Source organism: Streptacidiphilus alkalitolerans, assembly GCF_042511045.1.
Lineage (GTDB): Bacteria > Actinomycetota > Actinomycetes > Streptomycetales > Streptomycetaceae > Streptacidiphilus > Streptacidiphilus alkalitolerans.
In genome coordinates this window covers 1-17548 of sequence record NZ_JBHEZX010000032.1, presented here as the reverse complement: position 1 = coordinate 17548, position 17548 = coordinate 1, and the positions used below count along the sequence as shown (strand labels likewise).

14 protein-coding genes, 1 tRNA gene and 1 pseudogene are annotated in these 17548 nt (G+C 70.8%); 6 read left to right on the top strand and 10 right to left on the bottom strand.

What is annotated here, in order from left to right; all coding sequences use genetic code 11:
* Positions 1 to 167: 167 nt before the first annotated feature.
* Both ACEZDG_RS37425 and ACEZDG_RS37420 read left to right on the top strand, forming a co-directional pair.
* Positions 168 to 866 carry an SDR family NAD(P)-dependent oxidoreductase gene (locus tag ACEZDG_RS37425; protein ID WP_380519353.1) on the top strand — a complete coding sequence of 233 codons (699 nt, stop codon included), beginning with the start codon at positions 168 to 170 and terminating at the stop codon, positions 864 to 866.
* 92 nt (positions 867 to 958) lie between these two features.
* Positions 959 to 2077, top strand: a complete 1119-nt coding sequence (locus tag ACEZDG_RS37420; protein WP_380519397.1) for an S-adenosylmethionine:tRNA ribosyltransferase-isomerase — start codon at positions 959 to 961, stop codon at positions 2075 to 2077.
* Positions 2078 to 2105: 28 nt separating this feature from the next.
* Here the strand turns inward: ACEZDG_RS37420 and ACEZDG_RS37415 are convergent, their stop codons facing one another.
* Both ACEZDG_RS37415 and ACEZDG_RS37410 read right to left on the bottom strand, forming a co-directional pair.
* Positions 2106 to 2897, bottom strand: coding sequence for an MHYT domain-containing protein (locus ACEZDG_RS37415; protein ID WP_380519351.1), 792 nt, complete (start codon positions 2895 to 2897; stop codon positions 2106 to 2108).
* Between the two features lie 198 nt (positions 2898 to 3095).
* Complete coding sequence (locus tag ACEZDG_RS37410; protein ID WP_449341744.1) at positions 3096 to 5642, bottom strand: FHA domain-containing protein; 2547 nt, start codon at positions 5640 to 5642, stop codon at positions 3096 to 3098.
* A gap of 184 nt (positions 5643 to 5826) precedes the next feature.
* Between ACEZDG_RS37410 and ACEZDG_RS37405 the strand changes: the two genes are divergently transcribed.
* The gene (locus ACEZDG_RS37405; protein WP_380519347.1) at positions 5827 to 7575 is read left to right on the top strand and encodes a streptophobe family protein; all 1749 of its coding nucleotides are present in this window, start codon (positions 5827 to 5829) and stop codon (positions 7573 to 7575) included.
* Positions 7576 to 7657: 82 nt separating this feature from the next.
* A complete protein-coding gene (gene serB / locus ACEZDG_RS37400) occupies positions 7658 to 8872 on the top strand; it encodes a phosphoserine phosphatase SerB (protein WP_380519345.1) in 1215 nt (404 codons plus the stop codon).
* Between the two features lie 70 nt (positions 8873 to 8942).
* Here the strand turns inward: serB and ACEZDG_RS37395 are convergent, their stop codons facing one another.
* The 3 genes from ACEZDG_RS37395 to ACEZDG_RS37385 are packed head-to-tail and all read right to left on the bottom strand — an operon-like array spanning position 8943 to position 10976.
* Entirely contained in the window at positions 8943 to 9461 is a 519-nt protein-coding gene (locus ACEZDG_RS37395; RefSeq protein WP_380519343.1) for a SixA phosphatase family protein, read from the bottom strand.
* A gap of 39 nt (positions 9462 to 9500) precedes the next feature.
* Positions 9501 to 9623: an SGM_5486 family transporter-associated protein gene (locus ACEZDG_RS37390; protein ID WP_380519341.1), complete on the bottom strand. Its 123-nt coding sequence runs from the start codon at positions 9621 to 9623 to the stop codon at positions 9501 to 9503.
* A gap of 54 nt (positions 9624 to 9677) precedes the next feature.
* Positions 9678 to 10976 carry an MFS transporter gene (locus tag ACEZDG_RS37385; RefSeq protein ID WP_380519339.1) on the bottom strand — a complete coding sequence of 433 codons (1299 nt, stop codon included), beginning with the start codon at positions 10974 to 10976 and terminating at the stop codon, positions 9678 to 9680.
* Positions 10977 to 11105: 129 nt separating this feature from the next.
* Between ACEZDG_RS37385 and ACEZDG_RS37380 the strand changes: the two genes are divergently transcribed.
* A complete protein-coding gene (locus ACEZDG_RS37380) occupies positions 11106 to 11771 on the top strand; it encodes a FadR/GntR family transcriptional regulator (protein ID WP_380519337.1) in 666 nt (221 codons plus the stop codon).
* An 87-nt stretch (positions 11772 to 11858) separates the two neighbouring features.
* Here the strand turns inward: ACEZDG_RS37380 and fabI are convergent, their stop codons facing one another.
* The 3 genes from fabI to ACEZDG_RS37365 all read right to left on the bottom strand — a co-directional run bounded on the left by fabI (position 11859) and on the right by ACEZDG_RS37365 (position 13644).
* Positions 11859 to 12626: an enoyl-ACP reductase FabI gene (fabI, locus tag ACEZDG_RS37375; RefSeq protein WP_380519335.1), complete on the bottom strand. Its 768-nt coding sequence runs from the start codon at positions 12624 to 12626 to the stop codon at positions 11859 to 11861.
* A gap of 5 nt (positions 12627 to 12631) precedes the next feature.
* Positions 12632 to 13336: a 3-oxoacyl-[acyl-carrier-protein] reductase gene (gene fabG, locus ACEZDG_RS37370; RefSeq protein WP_380519333.1), complete on the bottom strand. Its 705-nt coding sequence runs from the start codon at positions 13334 to 13336 to the stop codon at positions 12632 to 12634.
* 234 nt (positions 13337 to 13570) lie between these two features.
* Positions 13571 to 13644: transfer RNA gene (locus ACEZDG_RS37365), tRNA-Met, on the bottom strand.
* A gap of 110 nt (positions 13645 to 13754) precedes the next feature.
* On the opposite strand from ACEZDG_RS37365, the gene ACEZDG_RS37360 reads away from it, so the two are divergent.
* Positions 13755 to 15290: a TldD/PmbA family protein gene (locus tag ACEZDG_RS37360; RefSeq protein WP_380519331.1), complete on the top strand. Its 1536-nt coding sequence runs from the start codon at positions 13755 to 13757 to the stop codon at positions 15288 to 15290.
* A 1065-nt stretch (positions 15291 to 16355) separates the two neighbouring features.
* Here the strand turns inward: ACEZDG_RS37360 and ACEZDG_RS37355 are convergent.
* Both ACEZDG_RS37355 and ACEZDG_RS37350 read right to left on the bottom strand, forming a co-directional pair.
* Positions 16356 to 16736 carry a hypothetical protein gene (locus ACEZDG_RS37355; RefSeq protein ID WP_380519329.1) on the bottom strand — a complete coding sequence of 127 codons (381 nt, stop codon included), beginning with the start codon at positions 16734 to 16736 and terminating at the stop codon, positions 16356 to 16358.
* A pseudogene (locus ACEZDG_RS37350) lies at positions 16733 to 17548 on the bottom strand (hypothetical protein); the annotation flags it as partial. The pseudogene ACEZDG_RS37350 and the gene ACEZDG_RS37355, both read right to left, overlap by 4 nt.

Here is a 17548-nt window from a genome sequence, read left to right as displayed (position 1 = left end):
CGTACCGCCGGGTGATCCACCCGGCATCGGGCAGCCGGGGTGGCGGGCCCAGGACCGCAGGACTAGGTCCAAGGACCCTGCGGTCCGCTCCCCCGCGACGGAGGCCGGTCCCGGTCGCCGCTGCCTACCGTCGGAGTCGTGGGAAACGAACAGGTGAGGAGCAGGTCATGGCTGTCGCGGTAGTCACCGGAGCGTCACGAGGGCTGGGCCGGGCATTGGCCCGGGCGCTGGCCGCCGAGGGGTGGTCGCTGGTGCTGGACGCCCGTGGCGCGGAGGCGCTCGGGGAGGTCGCCGCCGGGCTGCGCTCCCCGGTGGTGGCGCTGCCAGGGGATGTCACCGACCCGGAGCACCGGGCCGGGCTGATCGACGCGGCCAGGTCGCTGGGCGGGGTGGACCTGCTGGTCAACAATGCCAGCGTGCTGGGCGCGGAACCGCTGGTCCCGCTGGCCGAGCACCCGTTGGCGGGCTTCCGCCAGGCACTCGAGGTCAATGTGGTGGCCCCGCTCGCGCTGGTGCAGGCGGCGCTGCCGCTGCTGCGCGAAGCCGGCGGCCGGGTGCTGAACATCAGCTCGGACGCGGCGGTGGAGCCGTACGAGACCTGGGGCGGCTACGGGTCGAGCAAGGCCGCGCTGGACCACTGGTCGGCGGTGCTCGCCGCGGAGGAGCCGGAGCTGCGGGTGTGGTGGGTCGACCCGGGCGACATGCGGACCGCGATGTACGCGGCGGCGGTGCCCGAGGACGACGGCAGCGGACGCCCGCTGCCGGAGGAGGCCGCCGTACCGGCCCTGCTGGAGCTGGTCAACGGCGGTGCGCGCAGCGGACGTTACGCGGTGTCAGGGCGGAGCGCGAAGGAGTGGGGCCGGTGAGGACGCAGGCGCGGGAGTCCGGGGCGGAGCCGGGCATCGTCCGTTGGAGCGGCGACGGGCGCAGCCGCAAGCGGGGTGACCGGGCCGGGCATCTGGCCTACCCCGCACAGCAGCAGGCGCTGGACGGCTTCGGGGTGGACGAGTTCGAGCTGCCGGAGGGGCTGGAGGCGAGCGCCCCGCCGGAGGAGCGCGGCCGGGCCGGGCGGGACGACGTACGGCTGCTGGTCGGCCGGTTCGCCGAGGGCGGCGGGCCGCTGGTGGCGCACCATGCGTTCCGGGAGCTGCCGCGGCTGCTGCAGCCGGGGGACGTGCTGGTGGTGAACACCTCGGCGACGCTGCCCGCGGCGGTGGACGGCCGGGTGCTGGGCACCGGCGAGCAGGTGGTGGTGCACTTCTCGACCCGGCGCTCGGCCCGGCGCTGGGTGGTCGAACTGCGTACGCCGGACGGTCGCGGGAGCACCCGGCAGCGGGTCGGGACCGGCGGCCCGGTGCGGGTGCGGCTGGCCGGCGGGACGGTGCTGACCCAGGTGGAGCCACTGCCGGGCGGCGCCGGGCGGCTGTGGACGGCGGACTTCCCGGTGCCCGATCCGCTGGCCCAGCTGGCCCGGCACGGACGGGCGATCCGCTACGGCTACACCGACGCGGACCGGCCGCTGGCCGCCTACCAGACGGTGTTCGCCCGGTCGCTGGCCGAGGTGGAGGGGCCGGCCGCGGCGGGTTCGGCGGAGATGCCGAGCGCGGCCCGGCCGTTCACCGCCGAGCTGGTGGCGCAGCTGGTGAGCCGGGGCGTGCAGATCGTGCCGATCACCCTGCACACCGGTGTGGCCTCGGTGGAGTCGCACGAGCCGCCGTACCCGGAGTGGTTCGAGGTGCCGGCCGCCACGGCGCGCGCCGTCGGGTCGGCGCGGCGGGCCGGGTCCCGGGTGGTGGCGGTGGGGACCACCGCGGTCCGGGCCCTGGAGTCGGCCGTGGGCACGGACGGGACGCTCGGGGCCGCCTCGGGCTGGACCGAGCTGGTGGTCACCCCCGAGCGCGGGGTGCGGGTGGTCGACGGGCTGCTGACCGGCCTGCACGAGCCCCGCGCCTCGCACCTGCTGATGCTGGAGGCGATCGCGGGACGCCCGCTGCTCGACCTGTCCTACGCGGAGGCGCTGCGGGAGCGCTACCTGTGGCACGAGTTCGGCGACCTGCACCTGATCCTGGCGCGCTAGCGGCGCCGGGGCCCGGCGCCGGGGACCGCTACAGGCCGCGGGTCCTGCCGTCGAAAAGGGTGACCTGGATCCGCTCCTGGGGCTCGCCGTTCCCGCCCTTGCCGTCGCCCTCGCCCTCGTGCGGGGACATGGCGACGACGATGCCGGCCACCGTCAGGAAGACCACGATGCCGACCGCGACCGGCAGGATGAACTGGGCGGCCGGGGTGCCGTGCGGGTACAGGCCGTAGGTCAGCTTCACGGTCACCGCCTCCATGGCGGTGTAGTGCATGGCGCAGACCGCGACGCCGGCGATCAGGGCCGAGGCCACCGAGGCCCAGAGGCCGCGGATGTTGAGGGTCATCCAGAGCGCGGCGGTCGCGGCGAAGACCGCGATGCCGATCGAGGCGGCGACGATCAGCGGCTTGTAGCCGACCGTGCCGTTGACGTTCATCGCGGCCATGCCCAGGTAGTGCATCCCGGCGACGCCGACGCCGGTCAGCGTGCCGCCGACGAGCAGGGTTCCCCAGCCCTGCGGGCGGTAGCCGACGTAGAAGACGCCCAGGCCGACCACGACCACGGCGACGACGAGGCTGAGCAGGGTCAGCGGCACGTTGTAGACGATGGAGGCATCGGTGACGGAGAAGCCGAGCATCGCGATGAAGTGCATGGTCCAGATGCCGCAGCCGATGGCGCTGGCGGCGAGCAGCAGCCAGCCGCGGCGGCGCTCCGGTGGGAGCGAGATCGCGCGGACGGTGCAGCGGAGCCCGAGGGCGGCGCCGATCACGGCGATGAGGTAGGCGAGCAGGGGGTTCACAAACCCGTAGGTGAACCCGTTCATATGCGCCATATGTGTGGATCCCGTTCAGATGTTCGGGCCAAGTAGTGAGGATGCAGATGCTACGAGGCCCGGCGGGACACAAATGGCGACTTTCGGACAAGCTGGCCGAACGGTTATGGATTCGATGCCGGAGCCGTGCGCGACGAGGCCGCACCCCGCTGCGGGGTGCGGCCTCGACCGTGCGTTCAGGCTCCGGGGTCAGCGCTGGCGCATGACCTCCGGCTCGTGCTTGCGGAGCAGCCGGACCACCAGGAACGCGCAGACCACGCCGAGCAGCACCAGCGCACCGGTGTCGATCGACCACTGGGTCAGCGTGTGCGTCCACAGCTTGTCGTCGGCGTGGGCCGGGTCGCCGATGTGCGCCAGGTCGACGGTGGCCGCCTCGGCGGCGACCGCCCAGCGCGAGGGCACCAGCCAGACCAGCTGGGCGATACCCGGCTGGGTCAGCTTGACCAGCACCCCGCAGAAGACCACCTGCAGGATCGCCAGCAGCACCAGCAGCGGCATGGTCTTCTCCGCGGTCTTGACCACGGCCGAGACGACCAGGCCGAGCATCATCGAGACGATGCCGAGCAGGGTGAACACGATGACCATCTCGGGCAGCGGCGAGGAGGAGACCAGCAGGCCGTGCGCGGGCAGCTTGTTGGGCAGGATGCCCATCACCGACAGCACGATCGACTGCAGCGCGGTGATCACACCGAGCACGATCACCTTGGACATCATGTACGCCGAGCGGGACAGGCCGACCGCGCGTTCGCGCTCGTAGATCACCCGTTCCTTGATCAGCTCACGGACCGAGTTGGCCGCGCCGGTGAGGCAGACGCCCACCGCGATCACCAGCAGCAGCGTGCCGGCGTCGGTATTGGGCTTCTGCGGATCGCCCGTCCCCACCAGGCCGGCCGAGGAGCCGAGGGCCAGGCTCATCGCGCCCATGATCAGCGGCAGCGCGATCAGCAGGCCGACGAAGCCGCGGTCCGCGCCGATGACCGTGGCGTAGCGGCGGATCAGGGTGGACAGCTGGGAGCCCCAGCTCTGCTGCTTCGGCGGCTTGGTCTGCTCGTGCTGTATCTGCGAGGACTGCGCCTGCACGGCCTCCACGTCGGCGGAGTACATCTGGTAGTGCACCGAGCCGCGGAACCGGCCGGCCCAGTCGTGGTCCGGGTAGTTCTCGAAGGCCTGGAAGACGTCGGCCCAGGTCTCGTAGCCGAAGAAGTGCAGCGCCTCCTTCGGCGGGCCGAAGTAGGCCACCGAGCCGCCCGGGGCCATCACCAGCAGCCGGTCGCAGAGCGCGAGTTCGGCCACCGAGTGGGTCACCACCAGGACCGTGCGGCCCTCGTCGGCGAGACCGCGCAGCATCTTCATGACGTCGCGGTCCATGCCCGGGTCCAGGCCCGAGGTGGGCTCGTCCAGGAAGATCAGCGACGGCTTGGTGAGCAGTTCGAGGGCCACCGAGACGCGCTTGCGCTGGCCGCCGGAGAGCGCGGTGATCTTGTTGTCGGCGCGCTTCTCCAGGTGCAGCTCCACCAGCACCTCGTCGACCCGGCGGGCGCGCTCGGCGGCCTCGGTGTCGCCGGGGAACCGCAGCTCGGCCGCGTACTTCAGCGCGGTACGGACCGTCAGCTGGGAGTGCAGGATGTCGTCCTGCGGCACCAGGCCGATGCGCTGGCGCAGTTCGGCGAACTGCTTGTAGAGGTTGCGGCCGTCGTAGAGGACGTCGCCGCGGTCGGCCGGGCGGTAGCCGGTGAGGGCGCGCAGCAGCGTCGACTTGCCGGAGCCGGACGGGCCGATCACCGCGACCAGCGACTTCTCCGGGACCCCGAAGCTGACGTTGTCAAGCAGGATCTTCTTGCCGCCCTTGAAGTCCACCTCGACCGTCAGGTGACGGGCCGAGAAGGAGACCTCGCCGGTGTCGACGAACTCCTCCAGCTGGTCCCCGACCAGTCGGAAGGTGGAGTGGCCGACGCCGACGATGTCCTGCGGGCCGAGCAGCTGGCGGCTGACCGGCTGGCCGTTGACATAGGTGCCGTTGTGGCTGTCCAGGTCGACGATCTCGTAGCGGCCGTCCTGCAGTTGGCGCAGTTCCGCGTGGTGCCGGGAGACCGACAGGTCGGAGACGACCAGCTGGTTGTCGAGGCCGCGGCCGATCCTGATGGTGGCCAGGCCGCCGCCGGCCAGGTTGCGGACCATGGTGGGGTTGCGCGAGCCGTAGACCGGCTCGGGCGTGGGCTGCGAGGGCTGCTGGTGGTACCCGCCCTGGTTGGCGCCGCTGCCGGGACCGCCGTACGCGGGCGGCTGGCTGTACCCGCCCTGCTGGGGGACCGACTGCGGCGCCTGCTGCTGCGGGAAGCCGCCCTGGGCCGCCGGGTTCGCGCCCGGGTTGAAGCGCGCGGTGCCCTGCTCGTGCCAGTCGCTGCCGCCGGCCGGCGCCCCCGCGCCGGGGACCGCCGGAGCCGGCACCCCGGCGAAGGTCAGCCGCGGGCCGCTCTCGGCGTTGCCCAGGTTGACCACGGCCCCCTGCCCGAGCGGGACCTGGTTCGTCCGCTGGCCGTTGGCGTAGGTGCCGTTGGTGCTGCCCAGGTCCTCCAGGACCCAGCCGTTGCCGTGGTACGCGATGGTCGCGTGCCGCCAGGAGACCCGGGCGTCGTCCACCGCCACGTCGGACTGCGGGTCGCGTCCCAGGGTGTAACTGCGCCCCGGCTCCAGAGTTCTGCGTTGTCCATTGAGTTCAAGTACCAGCTGCGGCACTGTTGCCTGCCCCACGATGTAGTCCCCCGAGTAGTCCCCACTCTTGACAGGGGGCAGTTTAGGGATGCTGAACGATGGGGGGAATCATTCCAGCTCGATCACCGTCGGGAGAACCGGACCCCGAGACCGTAACCGTGTGGCAACCTGACGGCAGAGCAGGAGATTCCACAGGGGCGGGCAGACGATGACGGTGTACGGGCACCAGGGTTCGGCGGCGGACGGGGGCGGCGGCAGGATGCGGGACGGCGCCCTGTACGGGGTGGTTTCGGCTGCGGTGGCCGCGAGTTGGGCATTTGTGGCGATGGGTGCGGTGACCGCCCTCGGGATCCATCTGCTCGGGCTGGACAGCTACGCCTCGATCGGCCCGCTCACCGCGGCGATGGTCGCGATGGCCGTCGGCGGCCGAATCAGCCCGTCGGGTGACGTCTCAGTATTCGGGATGGACGCGGCGGCGGCGCACGGTGCGATCGGGATCATGCCGCTCGGGGTGAGCCTGGTCGGCGCCCTGGTGCTGGGCTGGCTGTTCGTCAGGCCGCTGCACCGGCTGAGGGTGCTGGACCCCGCGGCGCTGCTGGCCCGGGCCGGCGGGGCGGTCGTCGCCTTCCTGGTGCTGCTGGCCGTCCTGGCCTGGGCCGGCAACGGCTCGGTGGCCATCAAGGTCGGATCGCTGACCGGCGGCGGCAGCAGCGGGGGCAGCGGCGGCGGCAGCGACCCGCTGGGCGGCCTGCTCGGCGGCGGCAGCGGCGACGACCCGCTCGGCGGCCTCACCAGCACGCTGGGCGGAGTGCTCGGCGGCAGCACCAACCCGAACGTCGGCTTCAAGGTCGAATTCGCGCCGACGCTGGGCCTCGGGCTGCTCTGGGTGCTGGTCGTCCTGGCGCTGGCCCTGGTCGCCTCCCGGCGCAGCCCGCTGCCGCTCGGCTGGGACGGGCTGCGCCGCACCGCGCGCCCGGTCGCCTCGGCCGTGGTGACGGTGCTGGTCGGCGCGGTGCTGGTGGGCGCACTGGCCGGGATCGTGGTCGGGCTGACCGGCAACGGCGGCGCCAAGACGGTCGGCGGCGCGCTGCTGGCCACCCCCAACGGGGTGTTCCTCGCGGTGCTGCTGGGCATGGCGGTACCGCTGAACGGCAAGGCCAGCGGGCCGCTCGCGGGCTTCCTGCCGTCCCCGGTGAACACCCTGCTCAAGGGCGGCAGCGGACAGGACATCACGCTGAGCAGCCTGGGCCGGCTGGACGGCCGGGTGTGGCTGCTGCCGGTCGCGGTGGCGCTGATGCTACTGGCGATCGGCGTGGTGGCCGCGGTGCGGACGCCGCGGCCGGTGCTGCCGCAGAGCACCGGACGGGAGGCGCTCGGCGCCGGGCTGCGGCTGGGGGTGGCGCTGGCGGTGGTGACGGCCGTGCTGCTGGTGCTGGCGTCGGTGTCGGTGGACGCGAACCTGTCGGTGTTCGGCTTCGACGCGGTCGGGGCCGGGCTGAGCATCACCGGGAACGTGCTGGTGGGGCTGCTGATTGGGCTGGTCGAGGGGCTGGTGTTCGGCTTCCTCGGCTCGCTGCTGGTGGCGCAGTTCAGCACCGCCTCGGCCAAGCGGGAGTCACTGCCGCCGGCTGCGGCCGGACTCGACCGGACCAGGGTGGACCTGCGCCCCCAGCCGCCCAACCAGCCCCCCTACCTGCCGCCGCAGCCGTCCGGGGCGCCGGGCTACGGCGGGCTGCCGCAGACGCCGCCCGCACCGGTGCGGGCGCCGCAGCCGAACAACCCCTACCGGACCGGGAACCCGCCGCCGGCGGCCCCGCCGATCCCGCCCGGCCCGCCGACCGCGCCGCCCGCAGGCCCGCCCACCGCGCCGCCCGCTCCCGGGCAGGGCGGCTACAACCCCTACTCGGGCGGCCCCGCGCAGACCCCGCCGCCGCCGACCGCCCCGCCGGGGCGGTAACCGGGCCCGGCCGGCCGGCGCTGTCCGGTGGGCGGGACGGTGCTCGTTGGGCACGGGGCGGGCGGGTAGCGTGGGGCGCACCATGAGCGCACTGCCCCCGGCCCCTGCGGCCCACCCCGCACCCGAGCCCCGGACCCTGCTGGTCAAGGTCTTCGGCAAGGACCGCCCCGGTATCACCACCGGGCTGTTCACCACCCTCGCCGCGTACGGGGTCGACGTGGTCGACTTCGAGCAGGTGGTGACCCGGGGCCGGATCGTGCTGTGCGCCCTGGTCACCGCGCCCCGGCTGGAGGGCGAGCTGCGGGCCGAGGTGCACCGCTGGGCGGACGGGCAGCGGCTGCAGGCCGAGGTCATCTCCGGGACCGGCGACAACCGTCCGCGCGGCGAGGGCCGCTCGCACGTCACCGTGCTCGGCCACCCGCTCACGGCCGGCGCGGTCGCCGCGCTCAGCGCCCGGGTCACCGACTGCGGCGGCAATATCGACCGGGTGTTCCGGCTGGCCAAGTACCCGGTCACCGCGGTGGAACTGGCCGTGTCCGGCGTGCCCACGGAGCTGCTGCGGTCCGCGCTGGCCGCCGAGGCCGCGGTGCAGCGGGTGGACGTGGCCGTGGTCCGCTCCGGACTGCAGCGGCGGGCCAAGCGGCTGATCGTGATGGATGTCGACTCCACCCTGATCCAGGACGAGGTGATCGAGCTCTTCGCCGCGCACGCGGGCTGCGAGGCCGAGGTCGCCGCGGTGACCGCCGCCGCGATGGCGGGCGAGCTGGACTTCGCCGAGTCGCTGCGGGCCCGGGTCGCCCTGCTGGCCGGTCTCGACGAGGACGTGGTGGCGAAGGTCCGGGCCGAGGTCCGGCTGACGCCGGGCGCGCGGACCCTGATCCGGACCCTGAAGCGGCTCGGCTACCAGGTGGCGATCGTCTCCGGCGGGTTCACCCAGGTGACCGACGACCTGGTGCAGCGGCTCGGCCTGGACTACGCCGCCGCGAACACCCTGGAGGTGGCGGACGGGAAGTTCACCGGACGGGTGGTCGGCGAGATCGTGGACCGGGCCGGCAAGGCCCGGATGCTGGAGCGCTTCGCGGAGGCGGCCGGGGTGCCGCTGGAGCAGACCGTGGCCATCGGCGACGGCGCGAACGACCTGGACATGCTGAACGCGGCCGGGCTCGGGGTGGCGTTCAACGCCAAGCCGGTGGTCCGTGAGGCGGCGGACACCGCGGTCAATGTGCCGTTCCTGGACACCGTGCTCTACCTGCTGGGGATCTCCCGCGAAGAGGTCGAGGACGCCGACGCGGGGTAGGGCTTGTGGAAGCAGAGAAGGGGCGCGCGAACCCAGTTCGCGCGCCCCTTCTGCTTGGTCGGCCCTGAGGTCAGTCCTTCGGGGTGTAGAAGGTCGTGAGGTGGGCGGCAGCCGGTTCCAGCGCCTTCCAGGACTGCTCGAAGGCCAGCACCGCGATCGCCGCCGTGGGGAACCCGGTGCTGCGCAGCCGGGTCAGGGTGTCCGCCTCGGATCCACCGGCCAGGACCTCGGTGAGGCCCTGCACCCCCGGGTTGTGGCCCACCAGGATCACCGTCTCCACCTCGTCGGGGACCTCCTGGAGGACCTCGATCAGCTGCCCGGGGGCCGCCTCGTACAGGCGGTCCTCGTACACGGTTCTGGGACGGCTGGGCAGCTCGTGGGCGAAGAGCTTCCAGGTCTCACGGGTCCGCTCGGCGGTGGAGCAGAGGGCGAGGTCGGGGATGATGCCGGTGCCGGCGAGCCAGCGTCCGGCGACGGGTGCGTCCTTGCGGCCACGGTCGGCGAGGGGCCGCTCATGGTCGGGCACGGCGGGCCAGTCGGCCTTGGCGTGCCGGAGGACGATGATCCTGCGGGACGAATCGACGCTCATACCTCCCAGCTTCCCAGAATTCGGGAAAGCCGGTACTCGTCAGCCCATCTTTGTGGCGAAGCTGGCGAGGACGCCGATGACCACCAGGATGGCGAAGATCAGGCCGAAGAACTGCAGCAGCTTCTTGTGGCCGCCGGTGGGATTCGGTTCGAGAACGGGCATGCGGCCGAGTCTGCCACCCGCCCCCGGCGGCCGATCAACGGGGTCCGCCCGCTCTTACCTTCCGAGCTCGTCCTCGATCTGGCGCGGACGCGCCGCCCGGCGGCCGACCACCGCCTGGGCCGCCATCAGCACCGCGAGGAAGGCCAGCGGCGCGTACCAGCCGTGCTCGCGCTGGTAGAGCAGGCCGATCAGGATCGGCCCGGGCACCGAGATCAGATAGCCGGTGCCCTGTGCGAAGGCGGAGAGCCGGGTGACCCCCTCGCTGGTGCGGGAGCGCAGGCTGATCATCGTCAGGGTCAGCGGGAAGGCGCAGTTGGCAAGACCGGCCAGGACCGCCCAGACCCAGGGCGCCGCGGCCGGGGCGAAGGCGAGGCCGGCGTAGGCGGCCAGTCCGGCCACCGAGAGGGCGATCACGATGGCGCCCTGGTCCGGGCGGCGGGCCGCGTAGGAGGGGATGACGAAGGCCAGCGGGGCGCCGACGGCCATGGTGACGGCCAGCAGCACACCGGACTCGGTGGCCGAGATGCCGGCGTCCTGGAAGATCTGCGGCAGCCAGCCCATGGTGGCGTAGGCGGCGGTGGCCTGCAGGCCGAAGAACACGGCGAGCGCCCAGGCGGTCCGGCTGCGGGTGATCCGGAACCTGGCCGCGGCGGCCGGAGCGGTCATGCCTGCGACACCGGCGGCGGCGCCGGCCGAGGCCGCGCGGGCGTCGCCGCGGCGGGTGACCGCGAGCTGGGCCAGCCACAGGGCCAGCGCGACCGCGGCGGTCAGCGACCAGACGCCCAGGCCGACCCGCCAGTTGCCGCCGAGGGCGCTGGTCAGCGGGACGGCGACGGCCGCGGCGGTGGAGGTGCCCAGGGCCAGCGACATCGAGTACAGGCCGGTGACCGGGCCGACCCGGTCCGGGAAGTAGCGCTTCACCAGCACCGGCATCAGCACATTGGAGACCGCGATGCCCGCCAGGGCCAGCGCGCTGAGCAGCAGGAACACCGCGCTGTCCGGGGCCAGCGCCCGGGCCGCCAGGCCGAGCGCGACGGCGCCCATGCCGGCGCAGACGGTGGCGGCGGGGCCGATCCGGCGGGCCAGCGTCGGGGCGAGCAGGCCCAGCAGCGCGAAGCAGAGCGAGGGCAGCGCGGTGAGCAGGCCGGCCACCGCGGCGCTCATCCCCAGGCTGCCGCGGACCTGGTCGAGCATCGGGCCGAGCGCGGCCACGGCCGGGCGGAGGTTGAAGGCGGCGACGGCGATGGCCACCGCGAGCAGCCAGCGGGCCCGCCCCGGGGTGAAGGCGGCGGGCTGCTGTGGTTGTGGCGTCGGCTGGCGGGTGGTCGGGGCAGTGGTCTCGGCGGCAGGCATGGGGCCATCATAGAATGATGGGATGACTTTGCGGAAACCCGGGGGGAACCCAAAGGGGCGATGATGGGACCATCCCGCAACAGAGACCGCAGCACAGGCCCGGATCGCAGGTACGACAAGGAGAGTTCGATGGCGCTGACCTCGCCCCGGCGTGAGCCGCTGGCCGACCAGGTGATCGCCCAGCTGCGCACCCAGATCACTTCCGGCGAGTGGCCGGTGGGCTCCCGCATCCCCACCGAGGTCGAGTTGGTGGAGCAGCTCGGGGTCGCCAGGAACACCGTCCGCGAGGCGGTCAGGGCGCTGGCCCACAACGGCCTGCTGGACATCCGGCAGGGGTCCGGCACCTACGTCCTGGCGACCAGCGAGCTGGCCGGGGTGATGCACCGGCGCTTCGCCGACGCCGGGCCGGGACAGGTGGTGGAACTGCGGGAGGCGCTGGAGGCCGCCGCGGCGCGGCTGGCCGCGACCCGGCGCACCGACCGCGACCTGCGGCTGCTCGACACCGCGCTCGGACGCCGCGAGGACGCCTGGGAGTCCGGGGACGTCGAGTCCTTCGTACAGACCGACGCGGCCTTCCACCAGGCGGTGATGGCCGCCGCCCACAACGAGGTGCTCGCCGCGCTCTACGCCGACCTCGGCGAGGTGCTGCGCTCCGAGCTGCGGCAGACCGTCGGCCCGGTGCTGGCGCCCGACTCCTACGTCAGCCACGCCGGGATCCTGGCGGCGATCCGGGACCGCGACGGCGAGCGGGCCACCCTGGAGACCGTGGTGGCCCTCAACGGCTGCCGGACCTGAACCCGCCGCGAGGCCCGTACCCGGTGACGGGTACGGGCCTCGCGGCGGAACGGGCAGTGCAGACGGAGCAGACGAGCCGGCGGAGCGTCAGGCGCCGATGGCGTGCAGGCCGCCGTCGACGTGGACGATCTCGCCGGTGGTCTTCGGGAACCAGTCCGAGAGCAGCGCGACCACACCGCGGCCGGCCGGCTCCGGGTCGGTGACGTCCCAGGCCAACGGGGCACGGGTGTCCCAGGTCTCGGCCAGGGTGTCGAAGCCGGGGATGGACTTGGCCGCCATCGACTTGATCGGTCCGGCCGAGACCAGGTTGCAGCGCACGTTCTGCTTCCCGAGGTCGCGGGCCAGGTAGCGGGAGGTGGCCTCCAGCGCGGCCTTGGCCGGGCCCATCCAGTCGTACTGCGGCCAGGCGATGGTCGCGTCGAAGGTCAGGCCGACCACCGAGCCGCCCTCGGTCATCAGCGGCAGGCAGGCCATGGTCAGCGACTTCAGCGAGAAGGCCGAGACATGCACGGCGGTCGCCACGGACTCCCACGGGGTGTTCAGGAAGTTGCCGCCCAGGGCGTCCTGCGGGGCGAAGCCGATGGAGTGGACCACGCCGTCCAGGCCGCCCAGCTCGTCCCTGACCTTGTCCGCGAGGCCGGCCAGGTGCTCCTCGTTGGTGACGTCGAGCTCAAGCACCTTGGTGGGCTTGGGGAGCTTCTTGGCGATGCGCTCGGTCAGGGTGGGGCGGGGGAAGGCGGTGAGGATGATCTCCGCGCCCTGCTCCTGTGCCAGCTTCGCCACCTGGAACGCGATGGAGGACTCCATCAGCAGGCCGGTGACGAGGATGCGCTTTCCCTCAAGGATTCCACTCATAGCGGTCAGTGACCCATGCCCAATCCGCCGTCGACAGGAATGACGGCTCCGGTGATGTATGCGGCCTCGTCCGAGGCGAGGAAGCGCACGGTGGACGCGATCTCGGCGGGCGCGGCGTAGCGGCCGAGCGGCACGCCGGCGACGATCTCGGCCCGGCGCTCGTCGCTGAGCACCGCGGTCATGTCGGTGTCGACGAAGCCGGGGGCGACCACGTTGACGGTGATGTTGCGCGGGCCGAGCTCACGGGCCAGCGAACGGGCGAAGCCGACCAGGCCGGCCTTGGACGCCGCGTAGTTGGACTGGCCCGGCGAGCCGGACAGGCCGACCACCGAGGAGATCAGCACCACCCGGCCGGTGCGGGCCCGCATCATCAGCTTGGAAGCGCGCTTCACGACGCGGAACGCGCCGGTCAGGTTGGTGTCCACGACCGAGGTGAAGTCCTCCTCGGACATCCGCAGCAGCAGGGTGTCCCGGGTGACGCCGGCGTTGGCGACCAGGATCTCCACCGGTCCGTGCTCCGCCTCGACCTCCTTGAACGCCTGGTCGACCTGCGCGGCGTCGGTGATGTCGCACTTCACAGCGAAGAAGTCGGCCGGGGGCTCGCCCGACCGGTAGGTGACGGCGACCTTGTCGCCCGCCTCGGCGAAGGCCCGGGCAATGGCGAGGCCGATGCCCCGGTTGCCTCCGGTGACGAGTACCGAGCGGCTCAAAGGTCTACCTCTCTCTGCTGGCTTGAGTGGCTGCTGTCGCGGTGCCACAGATGGACGCATGGCGACGCTATCCGGCCCGGCCGGACCTGAGCGAATCCGCCGCCGACAGGGAGATCGGCGCTGAACTGTGGGTTTCCCACAGTGCGGTCCGGCGGAGCGACCGCGGCGGCGGCCCGACGACAGCCCAACGACAGAAGGCCCGGCACCTGGGTGCCGGACCTTCTGCCTTGCGAGTAGCGGGGACAGGATTTGAACCTGCGACCTCTGGGTTATGAGCCCAGCGAGCTACCGAGCTGCTCCACCCCGCGTCGTTGTGCCTTCACCGTACCCCGGTCGTACGGGAAAAAGCGAATGGGTAAACCTGAGCGGTAGGGCAGGATGCGAAGGGACAACCATTCCGCCCCTCTGGAGGAGATTGATGCCGGACACGTCGCCGTCCCTCGATCCCACGTTCCTGGCGCTGCCGCTGCACGCCCTCGCCGACGCCGCACTGTCCCGGGCCCGCGCGCTCGGGGCGAGCCATGCCGACTTCCGGCTGGAACGGGTGCGCAGCGCCTCCCTGCGGCTGCGGGACGCACGTCCCGCCGGGACCTCGGACAGCCTGCAACTCGGCTTCGCGGTACGGGTGGTGCACAACGGCGCCTGGGGCTTCGCGGCCGGGGTGGACCTGACCCCCGGGGCGGCCGAACGGGTCGCCGAACAGGCGGTGGCCGTCGCCCGGCTCTCCGCCGGGATCGGCGCCGCCGCCGGCATCGAGGACCTGGTCGAGCTGGCCGAGGAGCCGGTGTACCGGGACGCCGTCTGGGTGTCCTCGTACGAGACCAACCCGTTCGAGGTGTCGGACGCGGAGAAGACGGCGCTGCTGGCGGACTGGAGCAGCCGGCTGCTCGGCGCGGACGGCGTGTCCCACGTCACCGCCTCGCTGCTGGCCGTGCAGGAGAACAAGTTCTACGCGGACACCGCGGGAACCGTGACCACCCAGCAGCGGATCCGGCTGAGCCCGAGCCTGGAGGCCGTCTCGGTGGACGAGTCCACCGGGGCGTTCGACTCGATGCGGACGCTGGCCCCGCCGGTCGGCCGCGGCTGGGAGTACCTGCTGGGCACCGGCTGGGACTGGGAGTCCGAACTGGCCGAGCTGCCGGTGCTGCTGGCCGAGAAGATGCGGGCGCCGAGCGTCGAGGCGGGCCGCTACGACCTGGTGATCGACCCGTCCAACCTGTGGCTGACGATCCATGAGTCGATCGGGCACGCCACCGAGCTGGACCGGGCGCTCGGCTACGAGGCCGCCTACGCCGGCACCTCCTTCGCCACCTTCGACAAGCTGGGCAGCCTGCGCTACGGCTCCGAGGTCATGCACGTCACCGGGGACCGCACCGCCGAGCACGGCCTGTCCACCATCGGCTACGACGACGAGGGCGTACGGACCCGGTCCTGGGACCTGGTGAAGGACGGGACCCTGGTCGGCTACCAGCTGGACCGGCGAATGGCGAAGCTCAAGGGCCTGGGCCGGTCCAACGGCTGCGCCTTCGCCGACTCCCCCGCGCACGTCCCGGTGCAGCGGATGGCCAATGTGTCGCTGCAGCCGGCCGAGGGCGGCCCGGACACCGCCGGCCTGATCGCCGGCGTGGAGGACGGCGTCTACATCCTCGGCGACCGCTCCTGGTCGATCGACATGCAGCGCTACAACTTCCAGTTCACGGGTCAACGGGCGTACCGGATCCGGTCGGGGAGGCTGGCGGGCCAGGTGAAGGACTTCGCGTACCAGGGCACCACGACCCAGTTCTGGGGATCCCTGGAGGCCGTCGGAGGACCCCAAACCTACCTGCTTGCAGGGGCGTTCAACTGCGGCAAGGCCCAGCCGGGCCAGGTCGCAGCGGTCTCCCACGGCGCCCCGTCAGCACTCTTCCGCGGCGTCAACATCCTCAATACCTCGGAGGAGTCCGGCCGCCAATAGGGCGGTGTGCCAGTCCCCCGGGTCGTCACCAGGCCGACACCGCTGATCGGTTAAGCGTCATGTAAAACGATCAAGCCCGGTCGGGGGCAAAATGACCAGATTTGAGCTGTCGAACCGAGCAGTAGTCGTCTCCCGACCGCACGACCGCCAGCGCCGGATCACCCCCGCATTGGCAGGGAGCAGCCTGCCTTGACGGATATGGGCGATCATTGCTGACTGCGGAACTGCGATAGCGCTGCGTCGAATGATTGACAGAAAGAGGGACTAGCGCACTTGCGGCGTAGTCACCGACATGGCGCCCTGCATAGGTTTTTTAGCAGGGCGCCATGTCGGCTATGAAAGGGCTGGCAGGGACCGTCGAGGACGGCACAGAGTGCGTCCGCGCGAGGACGCGTCGACCGGCGGCGCCACCGAGCAGGGGCGGCGGGGGGTCGAGTAGCGGATGCGGGAGCTGGCCGGGATCGAGGCGGAACTCCAGCAGATCCGCCTGGAGCGGGCGGCCACAGCCCTGGCCTAGTGGGAATGCTCGCAGTACGAGCGACTCAGCGCGCGGTACATCGCCGCGGTCGGCGGATGTACCGGGACTGTCGACGATCGCGCTACTCGACCGCCGTGGCGACGGGGAGGCATTTCAGCTGCTGCTAGACGCCAGAGATCGCACCTTTGAGCAGTTCCAGGGCATCACACGATTTTGCCAAGGCCCCAGTCTTCGCAGTAGCGCACGCGGACGGTGTTCGCAGCAGATGAATCACTGTCCCGCTAGACTCTGCACTATTCCTATGAAACAGAAGAGCAATCCACATCCAACGAAGACAATCCCACACCACATCAGGATCTGTCGCTTGATCGCACTGAATGGGGTATAGGAACTCAAAGACCTTCTATCCCTCAAGGCCCGGTGATTCTGCGTGGCCATGCAGAGTCCCGCCGCGATAACAATCAGACCAATGGCTAGAACAGTGTGGCCCTGGCTGCTGCCCACGGAAGCTAGATGCACGATGATTTTCTCTCTACTCTAATCCTGAAACATGCTAGTTTCCTATGAATTTCGAGCAATGGTAGAATTTACCACAATTCAGGCTTTGCCTGCTTGAATATTTCGATGATCTCTGCCCGCGCCAAAGTCGGCGCAGAATAATTAAGCGATGCCATCCTCGCCTTGAAGTCCCCTGGAACCGTCAAGCCATACTTGCGAACCAAATGAATAGCCATTACAGGCCAAACCCAATTTCCGTCAGTTCGCAACCCATAGCCGCCAAGCACAGTCTGCGATTCATCATACGGATCTTGTTCAATCCCAGGCACCACCACCAGAGATTCACATCCGTTCATGTAGGCTGCGACATCTTCGGATTCCCCCGCCGCCCCGGACCGCGGAAGATCGCTCGCCTGAATCTGCGCGCCAACCTTATATGGCATTTCCCTATAGAATCCAAAGTACTTCATAGCGCCCAATCATCATTCGCCATAGTGAATCCCTGCCATTGGCCGCCACCTGCAAAGCTTCCATCGGGATTCACAATTAGCTTCGTATTGTACCCTGAAACATCCGCCTTCATCTCCCTGAAGAGATTCAGGGACTGATTCGCCCCATAGCACACAATCATGCAGATTGGCATACCCGTCTTATAGGTAGGATTTGCCCGCATAGCCGCCGCCACAAAATCCATGCTAGTGTTATTGGCAAACCCGTTAGGATGACCGTGGATTACCAAATTATGTACGCCAGGAATACGCGGTGCAAAGGCCAATGCCTTCGCAGTTTCAGGATCATTTCCAATGGCCGTTGCTCCGTCTTCGTGCGTCACCGTGGGAAGCCATGCACTAGGATCGTAGTCTTGCGAGTCAACACTTGCCGAACCCCCACTCCCAGCACCGCCACCTACGGCGTGGCTTGCGCCAGCGATGTCGGCTACAAGTGCTGAGCCGATCGCGAGTTGAGTGAGCCCGGCGCCTTCCGCGGCAGTGCTGAGTCCGGCAGACAAGCCGGCAACAACGGCTACTGTGGTTCCTCCGCCTGCTGCCTCTGCGGAAGCGACGGCCATGGCGGCGACGACCTCAGGTGCAACGATAGCGAGCGCGACCAGTGCGGCAGCGGCAAGGACGATGAGCCCTGCTTCGATGATTGCTGCTGAGTGGACTTCGGCTTGGCAGATGACGTCGTACCAGGAGCAGTGGCGGTGGGCTGCTGCGGCTTCTGCTTTGGCCTTGGCTGCGGCTTCGGCTCTGGCTTTGGCCTCGGCGGCCAGGGCGGCGCG